The sequence below is a fragment of the Pseudomonas sp. BF-R-30 genome, from assembly GCF_019956175.1.
GTDB classification, from domain to species: domain Bacteria; phylum Pseudomonadota; class Gammaproteobacteria; order Pseudomonadales; family Pseudomonadaceae; genus Aquipseudomonas; species Aquipseudomonas jessenii.
On the sequence record NZ_JAHBDE010000029.1, the window covers coordinates 44003 to 61547 of the forward strand.

Annotated in this window: 14 protein-coding genes and 1 pseudogene; 7 read left to right on the forward strand and 8 right to left on the reverse strand. The window is 60.5% G+C overall.

The window, feature by feature from the left end; all coding sequences use genetic code 11:
- Positions 1 to 37: 37 nt before the first annotated feature.
- Positions 38 to 1561 (reverse strand): fumarate hydratase, encoded by a 1524-nt coding sequence (locus KGB20_RS16205; protein ID WP_090457475.1) that lies wholly within the window; start codon positions 1559 to 1561, stop codon positions 38 to 40.
- A gap of 494 nt (positions 1562 to 2055) precedes the next feature.
- Here KGB20_RS16205 and KGB20_RS16210 point away from each other — a divergent pair, with 494 nt between their 5' ends.
- The 3 genes from KGB20_RS16210 to KGB20_RS16220 are packed head-to-tail and all read left to right on the forward strand — an operon-like array spanning position 2056 to position 4869.
- Positions 2056 to 3162 carry a GGDEF domain-containing protein gene (locus tag KGB20_RS16210; protein ID WP_223532775.1) on the forward strand — a complete coding sequence of 369 codons (1107 nt, stop codon included), beginning with the start codon at positions 2056 to 2058 and terminating at the stop codon, positions 3160 to 3162.
- Positions 3155 to 4090, forward strand: coding sequence for an iron-sulfur-binding ferredoxin reductase (locus KGB20_RS16215; protein ID WP_154860442.1), 936 nt, complete (start codon positions 3155 to 3157; stop codon positions 4088 to 4090). The genes KGB20_RS16210 and KGB20_RS16215 overlap by 8 nt, the downstream gene beginning before the upstream one ends.
- A gap of 29 nt (positions 4091 to 4119) precedes the next feature.
- Positions 4120 to 4869: an enoyl-CoA hydratase-related protein gene (locus KGB20_RS16220; protein WP_150813325.1), complete on the forward strand. Its 750-nt coding sequence runs from the start codon at positions 4120 to 4122 to the stop codon at positions 4867 to 4869.
- A 208-nt stretch (positions 4870 to 5077) separates the two neighbouring features.
- Here KGB20_RS16220 and pyk read toward each other — a convergent pair whose 3' ends face one another.
- A complete protein-coding gene (gene pyk, locus KGB20_RS16225; protein ID WP_007978464.1) occupies positions 5078 to 6529 on the reverse strand; it encodes a pyruvate kinase in 1452 nt (483 codons plus the stop codon).
- Between the two features lie 208 nt (positions 6530 to 6737).
- On the opposite strand from pyk, the gene KGB20_RS16230 reads away from it, so the two are divergent.
- Positions 6738 to 7121: a tetratricopeptide repeat protein gene (locus KGB20_RS16230; RefSeq protein ID WP_223532777.1), complete on the forward strand. Its 384-nt coding sequence runs from the start codon at positions 6738 to 6740 to the stop codon at positions 7119 to 7121.
- Positions 7122 to 7356: 235 nt separating this feature from the next.
- Complete coding sequence (locus tag KGB20_RS16235; RefSeq protein ID WP_154860441.1) at positions 7357 to 7716, forward strand: PilZ domain-containing protein; 360 nt, start codon at positions 7357 to 7359, stop codon at positions 7714 to 7716.
- A gap of 37 nt (positions 7717 to 7753) precedes the next feature.
- Here the strand turns inward: KGB20_RS16235 and KGB20_RS16240 are convergent, their stop codons facing one another.
- The gene (locus KGB20_RS16240; RefSeq protein WP_154860440.1) at positions 7754 to 9082 is read right to left on the reverse strand and encodes a DUF58 domain-containing protein; all 1329 of its coding nucleotides are present in this window, start codon (positions 9080 to 9082) and stop codon (positions 7754 to 7756) included.
- Positions 9079 to 10080, reverse strand: coding sequence for an AAA family ATPase (locus tag KGB20_RS16245; RefSeq protein WP_154860439.1), 1002 nt, complete (start codon positions 10078 to 10080; stop codon positions 9079 to 9081). Before KGB20_RS16245 ends, KGB20_RS16240 begins: the two co-directional genes overlap by 4 nt.
- A gap of 237 nt (positions 10081 to 10317) precedes the next feature.
- On the opposite strand from KGB20_RS16245, the gene KGB20_RS16250 reads away from it, so the two are divergent.
- Together KGB20_RS16250 and KGB20_RS16255 are read left to right on the forward strand one after the other, a co-directional pair.
- A complete protein-coding gene (locus KGB20_RS16250; protein ID WP_202982162.1) occupies positions 10318 to 10518 on the forward strand; it encodes a DUF6602 domain-containing protein in 201 nt (66 codons plus the stop codon).
- A gap of 460 nt (positions 10519 to 10978) precedes the next feature.
- Positions 10979 to 13489 (forward strand): putative bifunctional diguanylate cyclase/phosphodiesterase, encoded by a 2511-nt coding sequence (locus tag KGB20_RS16255; RefSeq protein ID WP_150813321.1) that lies wholly within the window; start codon positions 10979 to 10981, stop codon positions 13487 to 13489.
- Positions 13490 to 13661: 172 nt separating this feature from the next.
- On the opposite strand, the gene KGB20_RS16260 is transcribed toward KGB20_RS16255, so the two are convergent.
- The 4 genes and pseudogenes from KGB20_RS16260 to KGB20_RS16275 all read right to left on the reverse strand — a co-directional run.
- On the reverse strand, positions 13662 to 14789 hold the full coding sequence (locus tag KGB20_RS16260; protein ID WP_174245555.1) for a DUF4350 domain-containing protein: 1128 nt from the start codon (positions 14787 to 14789) through the stop codon (positions 13662 to 13664).
- A 32-nt stretch (positions 14790 to 14821) separates the two neighbouring features.
- Positions 14822 to 16366, reverse strand: coding sequence for a DUF4129 domain-containing protein (locus KGB20_RS16265; protein WP_154860437.1), 1545 nt, complete (start codon positions 16364 to 16366; stop codon positions 14822 to 14824).
- Entirely contained in the window at positions 16353 to 17330 is a 978-nt protein-coding gene (locus KGB20_RS16270; RefSeq protein WP_154860436.1) for a stage II sporulation protein M, read from the reverse strand. Before KGB20_RS16270 ends, KGB20_RS16265 begins: the two co-directional genes overlap by 14 nt.
- Positions 17327 to 17545: pseudogene (locus tag KGB20_RS16275) on the reverse strand (RDD family protein); the annotation flags it as partial. The gene KGB20_RS16270 and the pseudogene KGB20_RS16275, both read right to left, overlap by 4 nt.

Below are 17545 nucleotides of genomic sequence, written 5' to 3' on the forward strand. Positions count from 1 at the left end.
GATAACCCTGTCGCCTTTTCTGGAACAGTCCAAGCGCTTACTGCACTTCTACCGCCAGGCTTTCACTGATCTTTTTCTGCCAGATGGCAGGACCGGTGATGTGTACCGACTCACCTTTGCTGTCGACGGCAACAGTCACAGGCATGTCTTTCACGTCGAACTCGTAGATCGCTTCCATGCCCAGTTCGGCGAAAGCCACCACGCGGGATTTCTTGATCGCTTGCGCTACAAGGTAAGCCGCGCCGCCGACTGCCATCAGGTAGACGGCCTTGTGGTCCTTGATCGCGTCGATTGCGGTCGGGCCGCGCTCGGATTTGCCGATCATGCCCAGCAGGCCGGTTTGGTCGAGGATCTGACGGGTGAACTTGTCCATCCGCGTGGCGGTGGTAGGACCGGCCGGGCCAACCACTTCGTCACCGACCGGATCGACCGGGCCGACGTAGTAGATGAAGCGACCCTTGAGGTCCACCGGCAGGGTTTCTCCCTTGTTCAGCATCTCGACCATGCGCTTGTGCGCAGCGTCGCGGCCGGTGAGCATCTTGCCGTTGAGCAGGACGGTTTCGCCCGGCTTCCAGCTCTGCACTTCTTCCGGGGTCAGGGTGTCGAGGTTGACGCGACGGGCCGACGGGCCGGCTTCCCAGACGATTTCCGGGTAGGCGTCCAGCGGTGGCGCTTCCAGCGAAGCAGGGCCGGAACCGTCGAGCACGAAGTGTGCGTGACGGGTGGCGGCGCAGTTCGGGATCATGCACACCGGCAGCGAAGCGGCGTGAGTCGGGTAGTCCATGATCTTCACGTCGAGCACGGTGGTCAGGCCACCCAGGCCCTGGGCGCCGATGCCCAGCTGGTTGACCTTCTCGAACAGTTCCAGGCGCATTTCTTCAATGCGGTTCTGTGGGCCACGGGCCTTCAGTTCGTGGATGTCGATGGATTCCATCAACACTTCCTTGGCCATGACGGCAGCTTTCTCGGCGGTGCCGCCGATGCCGATGCCGAGCATGCCCGGTGGGCACCAGCCGGCGCCCATTTCCGGAACTGTCTTGAGCACCCAGTCGACGATCGAGTCGGACGGGTTGAGCATGGCCATCTTCGACTTGTTCTCGGAGCCGCCGCCCTTGGCTGCCACGTCCACTTCCACGGTGTTACCCGGAACGATGGAGTAGTGGATGACCGCCGGGGTGTTGTCCTTGGTGTTCTTGCGAGCGCCCGCCGGGTCGGCGAGGATCGAAGCGCGCAGGACGTTTTCCGGCAGGTTGTAGGCGCGACGTACGCCTTCGTTGATCATGTCGTCCAGGCCCATGGTGGCGCCATCCCAGCGCACGTCCATGCCGACACGCACGAACACGGTGACGATACCGGTGTCCTGGCAGATCGGGCGGTGGCCGGTAGCGCACATGCGCGAGTTGATCAGGATCTGTGCCATCGAGTCGCGGGCCGCTGGCGATTCTTCGCGCAGGTAGGCCTCGTGCATCGCCTGGATGAAATCCACGGGGTGGTAGTAGGAAATGAACTGCAGGGCGTCGGCAACGCTCTGAATCAGGTCGTCTTGCTTGATCACGGTCATGAGTCGCGCTCCTCTAAAAGACGGGAACATTCAATAAGGTGCTTGCAGCTTGGGTGCATCGGTCGGTTGCAAGCACCTTTCAAGGCACGCCGGGCAAGCTGGCGCGACGCTAAAAAGGCGCGGCAGTATACCGCGCCTCGCGGACAGGCACACGCGCCGGCAGTCAATCGTTGGTCGCATAGAAGCAGCTGCAAGCGGCAAGATTGAAGCTGCAAGAGGAGTGCGTGGCTTTTGTGGCGAGGGGGCTTGCCCCCGTTGGACTGCGGAGCAGGCCCGGTAACAGACAGGTCGTTGTGTCAGGCGGATTGTTTTCACCGTTTTTGCGGCTGCTTCGCAACCGAACGGGGGCAAGCCCCCTCGCCACAGGGCCGCGCAAGGCGCGGACCGTCGATCCCGAAAATTGAATGGTCATTTATCGGCCACGCCACTAAAGTGACATTCGGTCTGTAGAGTAGGACGCTCTGTCAGTCTCCTTTCATTTGGTGAATCAACGATTGACCCAAAACGCCATCCAGCGCCTGTTGCTCAAACGTTTCGCCCTCGCGGCCGGCACCTATGCCCTGGCATTGCTGTTGCTGTGGCTGGCGTTTTTTACCGGTCACTACAACGCGCCGCTTTCCAGTGTCGCCATCGGCAGCGCACTGGTAGTGATCAGTCAGGCCATCCTGTTCGCGGTGTTCTACAGCGGCTGCAACCTGCGCTTCGCCGACCCCAGCATGACCGAGGCACAAGTGTTGCTGGGGCTGGGTTGGCAAACCTGGCTGATTGCCCATCTGGACGAAGCCCGGGGCGCGTTTCTGGTGTTTTACGTGCTGATCCTGCTGTTCGGCCTGTTCCATCTGTCTCGCCGGTCTTTAGTACGATGCGCGCTGCTGGTGTTTTTGAGTTTCAGTGCGATCACGCTGTGGGAGGGCTACCACTTCCAGCTGCCTGACCCGGCCATGGCGGTGTTGCAGGTCTGTGTGCTGTTCATCGTGCTGGTGTGGCTGGTGCTGTATGCCCGCTATGTCCAGGCCTCGCGACAACGCATGCGCCAGCGGCGTTTTGCCTTGCAGGCGCACCAGGACACGTTGCGCGGGATGATGCGTCAGCTCGAAGACCTGGTGGCCACCGACGAGCTCACGGGCCTGTTCAATCGTCGGCATTTCCTGCGCCTGGCGTCACGCGAGCTGAACGCCATGGACGCCGGTGTCGTGCATGGCCTGGCGCTGATCGACCTCGACCATTTCAAACGCATCAACGACCTGCACGGTCATGCCGCCGGCGATCAGGTGCTGCAAGCCTTTGCCGGCGTTGCCAGCGCGTGCCTGCGTGACGGTGACGTACTGGCTCGCTACGGTGGCGAAGAGTTCGTGGTGCTGCTGCCCGATTGCGATGCCGACAGTCTGACTTCGTGCTGCGAACGGCTGCGCATCGCGTTCACCGATGTCGAGCTGATTGGTCTGAATGTACGCAACCTCAGCCTGTCCGCCGGCATGACCCTGCTGGAATTGGGTGACGACCTCGATGATGCGTTGCAGCAGGCCGATCAGGCGCTCTATCGCGCCAAGCGTGACGGCCGCAACCGATGCGCGGCAGCGTGGGAGAACGTCGATGCCTGAGCTGCGGGTCGGCGAGCGCCATTGGTCGGTGGCGGCGGGCAGCAATCTGCTCGATGCGCTGAATCAGAACGGCGTGCCAGTGCCTTACAGTTGCCGCGCCGGCAGTTGTCATGCGTGCCTGGTGCAGTGTGTGCGGGGCCTGCCGAACGACAGCCGCCCCGATGCCTTGAGTGCACCGCAGCGTGAACAAGGCTGGCGGCTGGCGTGCCAGTGCCAGGTGGTCGAGGACTTGCAGGTGCACGCCTTCGACCCGCAAACCGATGGTCATCCGGCCGAAGTCGCGGCGGTCGATTGGCTGACTACCACGGTGCTGCGCTTGCGGGTAATCCCCCAGCGACCGTTGCGTTATAGCGCCGGGCAGCACCTGGTATTGTGGGCGGGTAGCGTGGCGCGGCCGTATTCCCTCGCCAGCCTGCCGCAGGAAGACCGTTTTCTGGAGTTTCATCTCGATTGCCGCACGCCCGGGGAATTCAGCGATGCCGCCAGGCAAATGCGCATCGGCGATCCGATCCGTCTCGGTGAACTGCGCGGCGGTGCCTTGCATTATGACCCTGACTGGCACGCCCGGCCGTTGTGGTTGATGGCGGCCGGCACCGGATTGGGGCCATTGTTTGGTGTCTTGCGCGAAGCATTGCGCCAGGATCACCAGGGCGCCATTCGCGTCATTCACCTGGCCCATGATGCCAATGAGCACTACCTGGCCAAACCCCTGCAAGCCATGGCAACCAGCCGTCCGAACCTGAGTGTCGAACTGTGGACCCCGGCCGAGTTGCCAGCGGCTTTGGCGCAACTGCGGCTTGTTTCCCGGCAAACCCTGGCCTTACTCTGCGGAGGCCCCGACAGTGTCGACGCCTTTGCCCGGCGTCTGTATTTGGCGGGATTGCCGCGCAATCAACTGCTGGCCGATGTGTTCCTGCCCCGTGGTTGAGCGCTGATTTTTCAGACGCGAGACCTGCCATGACCGATGCCATCCAAGTTGAACGCGAACGCGGCCTGTTGACCCTGCGCCTGAATCGCCCGGACAAGAAAAACGCCCTGACCCGCGCCATGTACAGCCACTTGGCCGAGGCGCTGAAACAGGCCGACAGCGACCCGAATGTCAACGCCGTGTTGATCACCGGCTCTGCCGAATGCTTCACCGCCGGCAACGACATCGCCGATTTCATCCAGCAACCGCCGAACAGTCTCGACAGCCCGGTGTTCCATTTCATGCTCAACTTGCTCGAATGCCGCAAACCGGTGGTCGCCGCCGTGGCCGGAGCGGCGGTGGGCATTGGTACGACCATGCTGCTGCATTGCGACCTGGTGTACGTCAGCCGCGACGCCCGCCTGCGCATGCCGTTCGTCAACCTTGGTCTTTGCCCGGAGTTCGGCTCCAGCCTGATCCTGCCGCGTCTGCTCGGGCAGGCCAAGGCGGCGGAGTTGTTGCTGCTCGGTGAAGGTTTCAATGGGGAGCAGGCTGCGGCGTGGGGCATTGCGTCCGAAGCGCTGGGCAGTGGCGAAGAAGCCTTGGCCAAGGCGCGGGAGATGGCCCTGCGATTCGAGTCGCTGCCGCCGGAAGCGGTGCGCATCAGCAAGCAATTGATGAAGGCGCCGGACCGGGAGCTGTTGCGCAAGGTGATTGAAGAGGAGGGGGCGTTGTTCACTCAGCGGCTGCGGTCGCCGGAGGCGTTGGCGGCGTTGACGGGGTTTATCAAGCGGCATTGAATCTTTCGCTGACTGTACCGGCCTCTTCGCGGGCAAGCCCGCTCCCACAGGGTTTTGTGTTGGTCACATGATTTGTGAACAATCCCGGTCAATGTGGGAGCGGGCTTGCCCGCGAAGGGGCCGGATCAGACAACTCAAAAAATGGATCAGAATGCAAAAAGCCCCGCCATTCACATGGCGGGGCTTTCGTTTTTCAGCAAACGGTCACTCAGACCATCGGATCGCCAACGTGCAGGATCTTCATGCCGTTGGTGCCACCGGTAGTGTGGTAGCTGTCGCCTTTGGTCAGGATGACCCAGTCGCCTTTCTGTACCACGCCGCGCTTGACCAGCTCGTCGATAGCCTTCTGGCTGACTTCGTTCGGCGCCAGCGAAGCCGGGTCGAACGGGATGGTGTACACGCCACGGAACATTGCCGCACGAGCCTGGGCTTCGCGGTGTGGGGTGAACGCGTAGATCGGCACCGAGGAGCGGATGCGCGACATGATCAGCGGGGTGTAGCCACTTTCGGTCAAGGCGATGATCGCCTTCACGCCCGGGAAGTGGTTGGCGGTGTACATGGTCGCCAGCGCGATGCTTTCGTCGCAGCGCTGGAATTCCTTGCCGATGCGGTGGCTGGAGGTCTTGCTGGTCGGGTGCTTTTCGGCACCGACGCAGATACGCGCCATGGCCTGAACGGCTTCCAGCGGGTACAGGCCAGCGGCGCTTTCGGCCGAGAGCATCACGGCATCGGTGTAGTCGAGCACGGCGTTGGCTACGTCGGACACTTCGGCGCGGGTCGGCATCGGGTTCTGGATCATCGACTCCATCATCTGGGTCGCCACGATCACCGCCTTGTTGTGGCGGCGTGCGTGCAGAATGATTTTCTTCTGGATGCCCACCAGCTCGGCGTCGCCGATTTCCACACCCAGGTCACCACGGGCAACCATCACCGCGTCGGACGCCTTGATCAGGCCGTCGAGGGTTTCGTCGTCGGCCACGGCTTCGGCGCGTTCGATCTTCGCCACCAGCCAGGCAGTGCCGCCGGCTTCGTCGCGCAGTTGACGGGCGTACTCCATGTCGGCGGCGTCACGCGGGAAGGATACCGCGAGGTAGTCGACTTCCATTTCCGCGGCGAGCTTGATGTCGGCCTTGTCTTTTTCAGTCAGGGCCGGAGCGGTCAGGCCGCCACCGCGACGGTTGATGCCTTTGTGGTCGGACAGCGGGCCGCCGATGGTCACGGTGCAGTTCAGCTCGGTGGCGGTGGCGGTATCGACGCGCATCACCACGCGACCGTCGTCGAGCAGCAGCTCGTCGCCCACGCCGCAGTCCTTGACCAGGTCCGGGTAGTCGATGCCGACCACTTGCTGGTTGCCTTCGGTCAGAGGATGGCTGGTGGAGAAGGTGAATTGATCACCGATCTTCAGCTCGATCTTCTTGTTGGCGAATTTGGCGATACGGATTTTCGGGCCTTGCAGGTCACCCAGCAGGGCGACGAAGCGGCCGTGCTTGGCAGCGAGGTCACGCACCAGCTTCGCGCGAGCCTTGTGCTCGTCGGGGGTGCCGTGGGAGAAGTTCAGGCGGGCGACGTCCAGGCCAGCCAGAATCAGCTGTTCGAGAACTTCCGGCGAGTTACTGGCCGGGCCAAGGGTGGCGACGATTTTGGTACGACGGACGGACATGCAAAGACTCCTGAGTTCAAGCGCTGAGTGAGGCTACTATGCTCCGAAGGTGTAGTCATTGTTCGTTTGCACTACTTTTCGTGAAGAGCTTGGTTTTTTCGAAGAGCCTGGTTATTGCCGTCTTTATAGAACCGCGCAACTTTGCATCCGGCAGCCTGAAGATTTCCGACCATGGGTCGATACAGCGTTCATGACAGGAGATTTTCCCATGCGTTGCGTACTCATTGCCGCCCTTGCCATCAGCGCCCTCAGCGTCACGGGCTGCACCCGTTGGTCGATGAACCATCATTTGAACAATGCCTACAAAGCCTATGACCGGGGCAATTGCGAGCAAGTCATGCTTGAACTGTCCAAAGTCGAGCGCGAAAGCCGGGCGCGACCTTATGTGTGGCCGGAAGCATCGATGATGCGCGGCCTTTGCCTGGAACGGCAGAAGATGTTTGTCGATGCGGCGCAGACGTATCAGTTCATCATCGCCTCGTACCCACAGAGCGAATACGCCTACCACGCCCGAGCCCGTCTGGAAACCCTGCAAAGCCTGGGTCACTACCCGTTGCGCAGTGCTGCCGCGACAAAATCCACGCAGTTCTGACGGCCGCAACCCTCTGATCGCTGGCTCCCCGGCGGTGGTGAGCTATAGTCCAGGGAACCGGTTTTAGAGCGTTGTCTTTGATGAACCGGGGCAACACCTGTGACCGGCACAAGCAAGACTCTGCGCTACAAGGACTGGCGCACCGGAAGCGGGGAGAGCGGGCAAAGACTTATGCATACCCGTTCCGAAGCAGTAGTGCGGCTCTGCTTAAGAGCCTTGCATAGCGAATTTGCACATGTTCACTGACCGCCGAATCGAGCGGCATCAACTGCCGTACTTCCTGAAAGTGTTCAACGGCATCACCGGCAAACCCATCGGCTACCTGGGCAATGTCTCCGAAGACGGGCTGATGTTGATCAGCCAGCTGCCGATGATGATCGGCGCGGACTTCAACCTGCGCCTGAAAATTCCTGCCAGCGAAGGTGGTCTGCGAATCATCGACCTGCAGGCCTGTTGCCTGTGGTGCCACGAAGACGCGACCCCCCAACATTACGACGCCGGGTTCAGCCTGCAACGGGCACCGCCGGAGTATGGGCAACTGGTAGAGGCGTTGAAGCAGTATTTCAGTTTTCTGCCACTGCCGGCTTCGGCCTGAGATCAATGGGAACCTGGCTGTGAGTGATTGCCCAGGCTCAGAGTCCGGTTCTCTTCCAGCCCAGGTACCGAGTCACCAACTCTGCCCCCAACTCACCGGGCCGCGCATCCATCACCAATACGCCATGAGCGTTCAAGCGCTCATGGAGTTCGGCGCGTGCATTCAGGTAGTCCACGGTCCCGCAATAGGCCAATGCTTCGGGCAAAGTCTGCACCGGTGACTGACGCAGGGTGTCGAGCACGTCTTCGCGCAGGCTCGCGACCAATACCTGATGCTGCCGGCTCAGGCGGTGGACGGCCGGAAGCAATTCATCGTCGTCCTCTTCGCGCAGGTTGGTCACCAGCACCACCAGTGCCCGGCGTTTTTGCCGTGCCAGCAGTTGCGTGGCTGCGGCTTGATAGTCGGCGCTGCGCTGGCTGCTGTTCAAGTCATAGACGGTGTTGAGCAGGGTGTTGAGATGGCTGGTGCCTTTTACCGGCGCAAGGTAGCGTGGCTGTTCGCTGGCAAAAGTACTCAGGCCCACCGCATCGCCCTGACGTAGAGCGACGTAGCTGAGCAACAAACAGGCGTTGAGGGCGTGATCGAAGTGCGACAGCTCATCATCCTGGCTACGCATGTGCCGGCCGCAGTCGAGCATGAAAATGATTTGCTGATCGCGTTCGTCCTGATATTCCCGGGCAATCGGCGTGCGCTGGCGTGCGGTGGCTTTCCAGTCGATCTGGCGCAGGCTGTCGCCCTCGCGAAATTCGCGCAATTGATGGAACTCCAGGCCCAGGCCCCGCCGTTGTTTCTGGCGGACGCCAAGCTGGCTGAGCCAGTTGTCCACCGCCAGTAATTGCCCTTCATAGAGACGGGCGAAGTCGGGGTAGACGCGGGTGGCGTCGGGCAGGTCGAGCAAGCGTCTTTGCGACCAGAGGCCCAAGGGGCTTGGCAGGTTGATTTCGCAGTGTTCGAAGCTGAAGTGGCCGCGTTTGAGCGGGCGCAGGCGATAACCGGCCAGGCTGTACTGGCCGGGTTGCAGCTCGACTGTCAGCGGCAGGTTTTCGAAGCTCAGACCCGGTGGCACATGGTCGAAGACTTGTACCTTCAGCGGTTGCGTAAAGTCGTGTTCGACCGTCAGTTGCACCTCGCTCCATCGACCCAGCGCCAGGCTGCCGGGTAACTGGCGTTTCAGTCGGGGTGACGGCAGGCGCTTCACGCGCACCGCATCCAGCAGTGCCAGGGCCAGCAGCGCCAGGAGCAACCCCCAGTTGATCGCCATGAGATTCGTCGGAACCGAGACTTCCAATGCCACCAAAGTGCCCGACACAATGGTGCAGGCCAGCAGGATCAACAGCCAGACGAGCATCAGGCGCGAGGGTTTCACAGGCGCGGCGCCGGCACTTGGTCGAGCAACTGCTGGAGCACCTGATCGACATCCAGACCCTCGATATCCAGCTCCGGCGCGATGCGCACACGATGGCGCAGCACGGCCAGGGCGCAGCCTTTGATGTCATCCGGAATCACGAACTCACCGCCGCGCAGCAGCGCCCGGGCCCGGGCACATCGCACCAGCGCGATGGATGCGCGTGGGCCGGCGCCGAGGATCAAGCCGGGCCAGTTGCGGGTGGAACGGGCCAGGCGCACGGCGTAATCGAGCACCTGGTCGTCCAGTGCCAGGTCGCTGGCGATGCGTTGCAGGGCCAGTACATCCCTGGCCTGCAATAACGTGCGCATCGGTTGGACATCAAGCATGTCGGCCCGGGTCGAGCGGCTGACCTGACGCACCATGTCCAGCTCCTGCTCGGCGTCGGGGTAATCCATGCGCACCTTGAGCATGAAACGGTCCAGTTCAGCCTCCGGCAACGGGTAGGTGCCTTCCTGTTCGATCGGGTTCTGCGTGGCAAGCACCATGAACGGTTGCGCAATCGGCAATGGACGGCCTTCGAGGGTGACTTGCCGTTCCTGCATGGCTTCGAGCAGCGCCGCCTGGGTTTTCGCCGGGGCGCGGTTGATTTCGTCGGCCAACAACAGGTTGGTGAACAGCGGGCCTTTGCGCAGTTTGAATTGCTCGGTCTGCAGGTCATACACGGCATGCCCGGTGACATCGCTGGGCATCAGGTCCGGGGTGAACTGGATGCGTGCGAACTCGCCGCCGAAGCAGCGGGCGAGGGCGCGCACCAACAGGGTCTTGCCCAAACCCGGCACGCCTTCGAGCAGCACGTGGCCGCCGGCGATCAGTGCCGTCAGGACGTCGTCGATCACGCTGTCCTGGCCAATCACCGCTTTTTGCAGTTCTTTGCGTACGGCCTGGGCCAGATGGCCGGCACGCTGACGCTGTTGAGCGGCATGGCTCGGTGTGTCGGGCTCGATCGGTTGACTCACGACTTCCGGAGCCTTGTTAGCAGTTACATTTGTTTTATCTTCCATAAGTCAGTCACTTATCTAATCTAACTTTTTTCACGTTTTTTTTTACGCGCGGAACGAGTGAGTGACTGCCAATCTGCCTCATTGCAAACCCATGGCAACCCTTCATTTGAGCGTTCGTCAGAGGTGGAGGTTAGTCTATGACGGTCAACTGCCGACATTACCTGCCTTGCTTGGGAGAATTTGGTTCGATGAGTGAATCAAACGCTGCTGTCGGGTCTGCACGATAAGGTGCAGCAAAGCCTTGCCGTGTCGCGGCAGTCATTCGGCCATCCCGGAACCAAGGGTGATGCGAGCGAAAAAGCATGGCTGGAGCTGCTTGAAACGTATCTGCCGCACCGGTATCAGGCGGCAACGGCGCATGTCGTAGATAGCAGGGACGGGTTCAGCCAGTGACAATTTCACAGCAGAGCAAGCCTGCAACACTCCTTCTGCTTACACAGAATTCAGTTGTGTTGCATCGACCGGTTGAATCCACAGCCGAAAGCTGCCGACCATCAAGGGCTGCTAACGACCTGGAGCAGTCGGCGAACAGAATAATGGCAAATTAGTGGCTATGCTTGGTCTGCTATCGAAACTGATCAGGCAGTCCGGCAGGCGGCGCGGAAATGACCCGCAACGTGCCCTGTGTCACTCGACTATCCTGCATGAAGCATCCAGTTCAGGGGCGCAAATCCGCAACGACACTCGGGAGCTTCGCTCACGAAAACCAGCGTGAATCCAGAACAGAGAAAAAATTTGGCTGATGCTACGCGCGGTGTGTTTTCAGGTTCAGGTGTCGGCACAAAAGGTTAACTGGTTTCCGAATACCGCTTCTATTGGTCAGTTTAGAAGGATTATGTTTGGAGATTGTGAAATGGATTCTTTCAGGGACAAAAGCGCCGCAAAGCAAGCCATACCCACCAGTTCAAATAAGCCGCGCTCGACCAAATGGCACCGCATGTACTTTTTTCTTGCGGGATTCGACGTGCTGGTTGTTGTGCTGAGCGTGCTATTGAACCACCTGATCGTCGATACCTATCACCGCTCCATCAAGGCAAACCAGTCGTGGGTCCAACAGCTGTCGAGCTATTCAACGCTGGGCAGCCTGGCTTCCACAGTCAATGCGCCGGGCAATAATGTGTTCGATACACATAATGTTGAAGCCGAATCGCGGAACATGAATGAAGCCTTGCGCGCCTTCAACGAGCATTTGGCAATGGCCAAAAAACAGTTGGAAGTACGGATCGCCAATGAGGCTGAACACAGTGCAGATATACAGGCCTTTACCCTTGCATTGAAGGATGAGGTGGGCGCAGTTGATGCCGCGATGGTCGAAATGGTGAACGAGGCCTTGTTGATCTTTTCCTACTTCAGGGAGGGTCAGTCGGATAATGCCGGCAAACGCATGGCAACGATGGACAGGAAGTTTGCCCTGTTGCTCGCCTCACTCAGTACCGTGCGGGACCGCGTTGGCCTGATTCAAAGCAAGCTCCTGGAGGAGGAGCTTGAGTCGGTCGAAGAACTGCGCCGGGTCGAATACGCGATCATGGTGTTCGTGCTACTGATGGTCAGTGCGGCCGTTATCTACGGGGGCAAGATCAGGCGCGAAATGGAGTCGCAAGCAGCCGAAAGGGAAGGTTATCTGGCAGTGCTGCGCGAAAGCGAGAAGCAGGCCCGCCAGCAAGCATCGCTGCTGGACAAGGCCCAGGACGCCATTGTCGTTCACGGGATGGATAACCGCATCCTGTACTGGAACAAAAGTGCCGAGCGTCTCTACGGTCTGTCAAAGGAAGAGGCACTCGGCAAATCGGCACAGGAGTTGATCTACCAGGGTTGCGCCGCTTTCAATGCGGCCACTGACAGCCTGATAGAAACGGGTGACCGGGCGGACGAAGTTACACTTCGACGCCGGGATGGCTGCACCATCACGCTCGAAAGTCATCGAACCCTGGTGCGAGACGATGATGGCGAGCCGCAATCCGTTCTGTCGATCAATACTGACATCACCCACCGTAAGACCGCTGAGCAAGAGGTCCAGCGTTTGGCCTTCTACGATCAGTTGACCGGGCTGGCCAACAGGCGGCTCATGTTGGACCGGTTACAGCATCTGCTGGCGGGCAGCGCCCGTAGCCTGCATACGAGCGGGATAATTCTCATTGACCTGGATAACTTCAAGGCACTGAACGACACGCTGGGGCATGACAGAGGCGACATGTTGCTGCAGCAAGTCGCTCTGCGCCTTTGCGGCTGCATACGCGAGAGCGACACCGTGGCTCGCCTGGGCGGAGACGAATTCGTTGTCTTGCTGGATGGCCTTAATGAGAATCCTCCAGAAGCAGCTATCCAGGCCAAGGCTATTGGCGAAAAGATTCTCAACTCTCTGAACATTTCCTACCAGTTGGATGGATATGAGCACCACAGCACCCCCAGCCTCGGCATTGCGCTGTTCCAGGGGCAACTGAGCACAGCGGACGATATTCTGAAGCGCGCTGACCTGGCGATGTATCGCGCCAAGGCGGCGGGCCGCAATACCATGCGCTTCTTCGATCCGGAAATGCAGGCGGTTGCCACGGCACGCGCCAGACTGGAAGTAGACTTGCGCCAAGGCTTGCAGGACAACGAATTCCTTCTTCATTACCAGCCGCAGGTGAATAGTGAGGGCCGTATCATTGGCGCAGAGGCACTGATGAGATGGCAGAACCCTGAGCGCGGAGTCGTGTTTCCAGGCGAGTTCATTCCATTGGCAGAGGAAACGGGGTTGATTCTGCCATTAGGCCGTTGGGCGCTGCAGGCAGCCTGCACTCAGCTGGTTGCCTGGGCAAAACGTTCGGAAACCGCCCGACTGGGTATGGCTGTGAATGTCAGCGCCCGCCAGTTTCACCATCCGGACTTCGTCGAGGAGGTACTGCATGTACTGAGATACACGGGGGCCGATCCGAAGAAATTGAAACTGGAACTGACCGAAGGCCTGCTGATAGAGGATATGGAAGGTACTGTCGCCAAAATGATCGAGTTGAAAGAGATCGGCATAGGCCTTTCGCTGGATGATTTCGGAACCGGCTACTCGTCACTGTCATACCTGAAGAGCCTTCCGCTGGATCAACTCAAGATCGACCAGTCCTTCATCAGAGATGTGCTGGTTGATCCCAACGACGCCGCCATCGCCTGCGCGATTGTGAGCCTGAGCCAGATATTGGGGCTTTCGGTGATTGCAGAAGGTGTAGAGACAGAAGCTCAGCGCATCTTTCTGGTCAAGCATGGCTGCCAGACCTACCAGGGCTTCCTGTTTTCCCCGCCACTGCCAGCCGAACAATTTGAGGAATATGTTCACGAAAGATTAATGGCGAGTACTGATTTCACACGGACCAAGACTAAATCGCCATAACTTCGTAGGTGCCTGGGGACGTCCGCTGTCGGCTGTGGATTGAACCCAATGCGGACGATGAGAGGTCGACTCAAATGTGGCTCGCACCCGCAACTGCCGGAGGTAGCCTCGAACAGCTCGTAAGGGGCTGTCTTCTAATCCAATGGTAATCCAACACTTGTCAGGTGCCAGATCATAAGGCGTTCCTCAAGGTTTGCAGGTGGGCGACCTGGCGGCTGAATTCAACGCTGGAAAGCCGTTGTTTCGGCCGCGGGCTCATGGCCTGGCTGATGGCGCGTGTGGGTTGGCCGGTCAGGCGCGCGAGCACCAGCCATTGTTCGGCAACACCGAGCTGTTCAAAACCGGGGTGACGACGCCGTACACGCCGCAGGATGTCTTGCTGCAGGGCTTGCAGCAGGCCGGCCTGACCGTTGCGGCGCAACAGGAAGTCGGCACTGGCGCGCAGGTGCTCCTGCAATTGCCGGCGTGCTTTCGGAGCCGCTTCCAGCAGCGGTCCCTGACGCACGCCAAAGTGCCAGAAACCCAGGCCGATCAAGGCGAGCAACGCGACCAGCGCCTGGGGGAAGTAACGCAGTAGTAACGTCAGCAGGCTGTCGTGATCGGTGTTGAAGATCAGCGTCACGCGGGTGTCGGCGGTCAGGTACCAGAGCAGCCAGGCGTTGTCGTACCGGTCGATGGCCGGGGTTTTCCACAGGTCGGCATCGGTGACCACGATGATCGAACCGAGCCCGTGGTCGAGTTGCATCATGTGCGTGGCCCTGGCGCTGTTGGCCCAGGCCAGGGCGAGGTTTTTCGGGTCTTCGAGATGGAACGCGGTATCGAAACCGGCATAGGCCGGGGCGTCTTCGTCTTCCAGATAGAGCTTGGTCAGTTGCGGGTACGGATCGTCACCGACATCCGGCGGTGGGTCCTTGAGGTCTTTGCTCAAGGACTGGTGCAGTTGCACCCGGTCGAGCAGCAGGTCATTGCTATGGCCGAGTTTTTCATCCCACAGCGACTCGGCGACGAACAGAAGCCGCCCGCCGGCCCGGGTCCAGTTCATCACCTGGTCGATCTGCCGTGGGGTCATGTTGTAGCGTTCCCCGAGCAACAGCAGGCTGTGTTGATGCGGGTCGAGGCTGGGCAGGATATCGAGGCCGTTGGCGTGGCCGACCTTCAGGCCTTGCTTGCGCAGGAACAACTCGGCCGCCAGATAAGGGTTGGCATTGGCTTCGGGGGAGGGGCCGTGATCGATTTCGGTCTGGTAGGGAGTCGCCTTGAGGTACAGATAAACACTCAACGCAGCCAGCAACACGGCCATCAACGCACCGGCTATCGAACCCCGGCGCCGACTCAACGGACAGCCTCCGGACCGAACAGAACACGCCAGCCGTTACATAGTTCCTGTTGCACTTGAGCGGGCGGCAGGCGATGCCCGTAGGCCATGTTTTGCCAGTGCCCGGTCAGGTTTTGGCTGTAGGCCAGCAAGGCCGGCTGCTGCAGTAGCTCGACACGCCGAAGCACCTGGCCTTCTGTGTCGGCGGCCTTGAGCGCGATATTGAAGTCGTGCAACAGGCGGCTGAGCAGGGCGCGATAGAGCAAGCCAAGCGCTTCGCGTGGGTGGGCTTGCCAGAGGCTTTCGGCGTGGGCGGCGATGTCGGCGGGCAGGGATTCGGGCTTGAGGTCCAGGCCGAACGCCTGCTGCGGTAACGGTCGCGTGGCTTTGACATTGAGGGGCGGTCGTCGGCTGACGAACGCCTGCAGCCAGTCGCGATAGCGCCAGATCAACAGGCCGACGGCACCAATGACGATGCCCCACAGTACGATTTCGATCAGTGTCGCCAATGCCCCGAAGCGTCGCCCCTCGAACAGCTTCAACAGCGCCTTCAACCAATGTGGTGTCTTGCCGTCGTCCAAAGCTTCAGCATTCGGTTGCTCTTCGCCAAAGCGGTAGCGCGTGACCGATTCCCGGTTCTTGAAGGGCGTCTGTTCGAGGATCGCCTTGATGCTGTCCCTGGAGGCCTGGCTGGTCAGGGGCTGGTCCAGCAGGCGCGGGCTGTCGGGTGAGAGGGCCGGTTCTGTGGCCCATGCGTTGTGGGTGGCTGGCATCAGCATAATCACGGCCATCAACAGGACAGCGCCTGCACTGACCAGACGTTGGCGCATCCGGCGAAACACCAGTTCGATATCCCAGGCCTCCAGCATGGTGCGCCGGTTCAGGTACAGACTGAAACCGCAGGCGACATAGATCGGTTCCCAGACCACCAGCACCAGTGCATAAAAGGCGTTGGTCAGGTGTTCCAGCCAACGCCAGTCCTGGGTGGCCGCCGAGATCAGCGACTGCCAGCTCCAGTCGAGCGCGACCTGTTGTGGCAGCAGCAGATAGAACAACACCATCAAGCCGACCCACAATGCGCCTTCCAGGTGCGCGCCGATGATCGTCAGCCAGCGTGCGGCGCTGGCGTCTCGCTGCAACAGCACCTGTAGGCGTTGTTGCCGTTGCTGCCCGCCCAGTCCTTCGAGTTGCACCACCGGCATCACGAAACTGCGGGGCAAACTCAGGCGTCGCCAGGTCAGGCTGGCCAGCAATTGCGGCTTGAGCAGACGTGGCCATTGGCGCAGGGCCTGTTTGAGCGTGGGCGTTTCACCGAACATGGCTTTGGACAGGATGTATAGGGGAAGGCGTTCGAACGCCGGCTTCAGCCACCAGAAAATGAACACGGCGAGATCGGGCGAATCCCAGAGCCCCCAACTGAGCAGCGCGAAAACCGGCAAGGTGACCAAGGCCCAACTGGTCATCAACAGGCGTCGGTGGCGTTGACTCAGCAGCACCCCCAGGTCCATGGCTTCCCAGGTCGAGCGCGGGCGAATCACCACCGTGGCGTCACTCAGGCGCATGGCGCTGACGTCCGGCAAACACGAGATAAACCACCACCAACAGCCAGAGCGCCGCGCCAACCAGATATTTGGTCTGGTGCGAAGGGCCGGTCATTGACGACCAATAGGCTTCGATAAACGCAGCGATCAACAGAAACAGCATGACCCCGCAGATCAGCAGCACGCTCTTGCGCGCAGCCAATCGCAAGGCCTCGGCCCGTGGCAGGCGCCCCGGGGCGACCAAGGCCCAGCCCAGCTTCAGACCGGCGGCACCGGCCAGGGCGATGGCGCTGAGTTCGAAAGCGCCATGGCCGATCACGAATGACCAAAAGGTTTGTCCGTAGCCGACGTAGGTCAGGTGCCCGGCCACCGCACCGATCATCAGGCCGTTGAAAATCAGGAAAAACACGCTGCCCAGACCGAACAGCAAACCACTGGCGAAGGTCTGAAAGGCAATGCCGATGTTGTGCATGATGTAGTAGCCGAACATCGCCCAGTCCTCACTGGCGGCTCGTTCCGCCGTGCGCCCGAGGTGACCGGCAACGGGGTCGTACATGCTTTGCATTTCGCTGACCTGCTCGACGGGGATCAGGTTGTAGACCAGCTCCGGATACAGGTACACCAGCAGCGCGAAACCGGCCAGGCTGCCAAAAAACATCAGGCTGGCGGCGAGGACAAAACGCCACTGTTCGCGCACCAGTCGCGGAAAGTCGGCCAGGATGAACGCCAGCACATTGGCCCCCAAATGGCTGCGATGACGGTAAAGCTGTTGGTGTCCGCGCAGCACCTGTTGCTGCAAGGAGTCGATCAGAAAACTGCTGTAGCCACGCTCCCGTGCCAGTGCCAGGTGTTGGCAGAGGCGTCGGTAGTCCTTCGGGAAACTGCCGGCGTCGGTAGCCTTGCCGTCCCGCTCCAACTGCTCGAGCAGATGGGCGAAATGATCCCATTCGGCCTTGTGCCGACTTTCAAAAAGGCTTTGCTTCATGTCGGCCCCAACAACCCGCGGGCGATGCCGTTGAGCTCGGTCACTGCCTGCGGGGGTTCGACTTGCAAGGGGTGGGCGAGAATCGAAGCCAGTTCATTGACCCGCGCTTCGGAGAGTTCACCCTGGCGCTCGGCAAACCCGAGGATGGCCCGTTGCTCGGTGAGTGTCAGGACAAAGGCCGGGCGGCGGGGCCGGGCTTCGGGGAGCTGGGGGCG

Bases quoted from the DNA above. Each gene is read 5' to 3' on its own strand.
- KGB20_RS16230 (WP_223532777.1), top strand. From the start codon at position 6,738: ATGCGTTGCGTACTCATTGCCGCCCTTGCCATCAGCGCCCTCAGCGTC.
- KGB20_RS16255 (WP_150813321.1), top strand. From the start codon at position 10,979: ATGGATTCTTTCAGGGACAAAAGCGCCGCAAAGCAAGCCATACCCACC.
- KGB20_RS16235 (WP_154860441.1), top strand. From the start codon at position 7,357: ATGTTCACTGACCGCCGAATCGAGCGGCATCAACTGCCGTACTTCCTG.
- KGB20_RS16270 (WP_154860436.1), bottom strand. From the start codon at position 17,330: ATGAAGCAAAGCCTTTTTGAAAGTCGGCACAAGGCCGAATGGGATCAT.
- KGB20_RS16215 (WP_154860442.1), top strand. From the start codon at position 3,155: ATGCCTGAGCTGCGGGTCGGCGAGCGCCATTGGTCGGTGGCGGCGGGC.
- KGB20_RS16220 (WP_150813325.1), top strand. From the start codon at position 4,120: ATGACCGATGCCATCCAAGTTGAACGCGAACGCGGCCTGTTGACCCTG.
- KGB20_RS16205 (WP_090457475.1), bottom strand. From the start codon at position 1,561: ATGACCGTGATCAAGCAAGACGACCTGATTCAGAGCGTTGCCGACGCC.
- KGB20_RS16260 (WP_174245555.1), bottom strand. From the start codon at position 14,789: ATGGCCGTGTTGCTGGCTGCGTTGAGTGTTTATCTGTACCTCAAGGCG.
- pyk (WP_007978464.1), bottom strand. From the start codon at position 6,529: ATGTCCGTCCGTCGTACCAAAATCGTCGCCACCCTTGGCCCGGCCAGT.
- KGB20_RS16265 (WP_154860437.1), bottom strand. From the start codon at position 16,366: ATGCGCCTGAGTGACGCCACGGTGGTGATTCGCCCGCGCTCGACCTGG.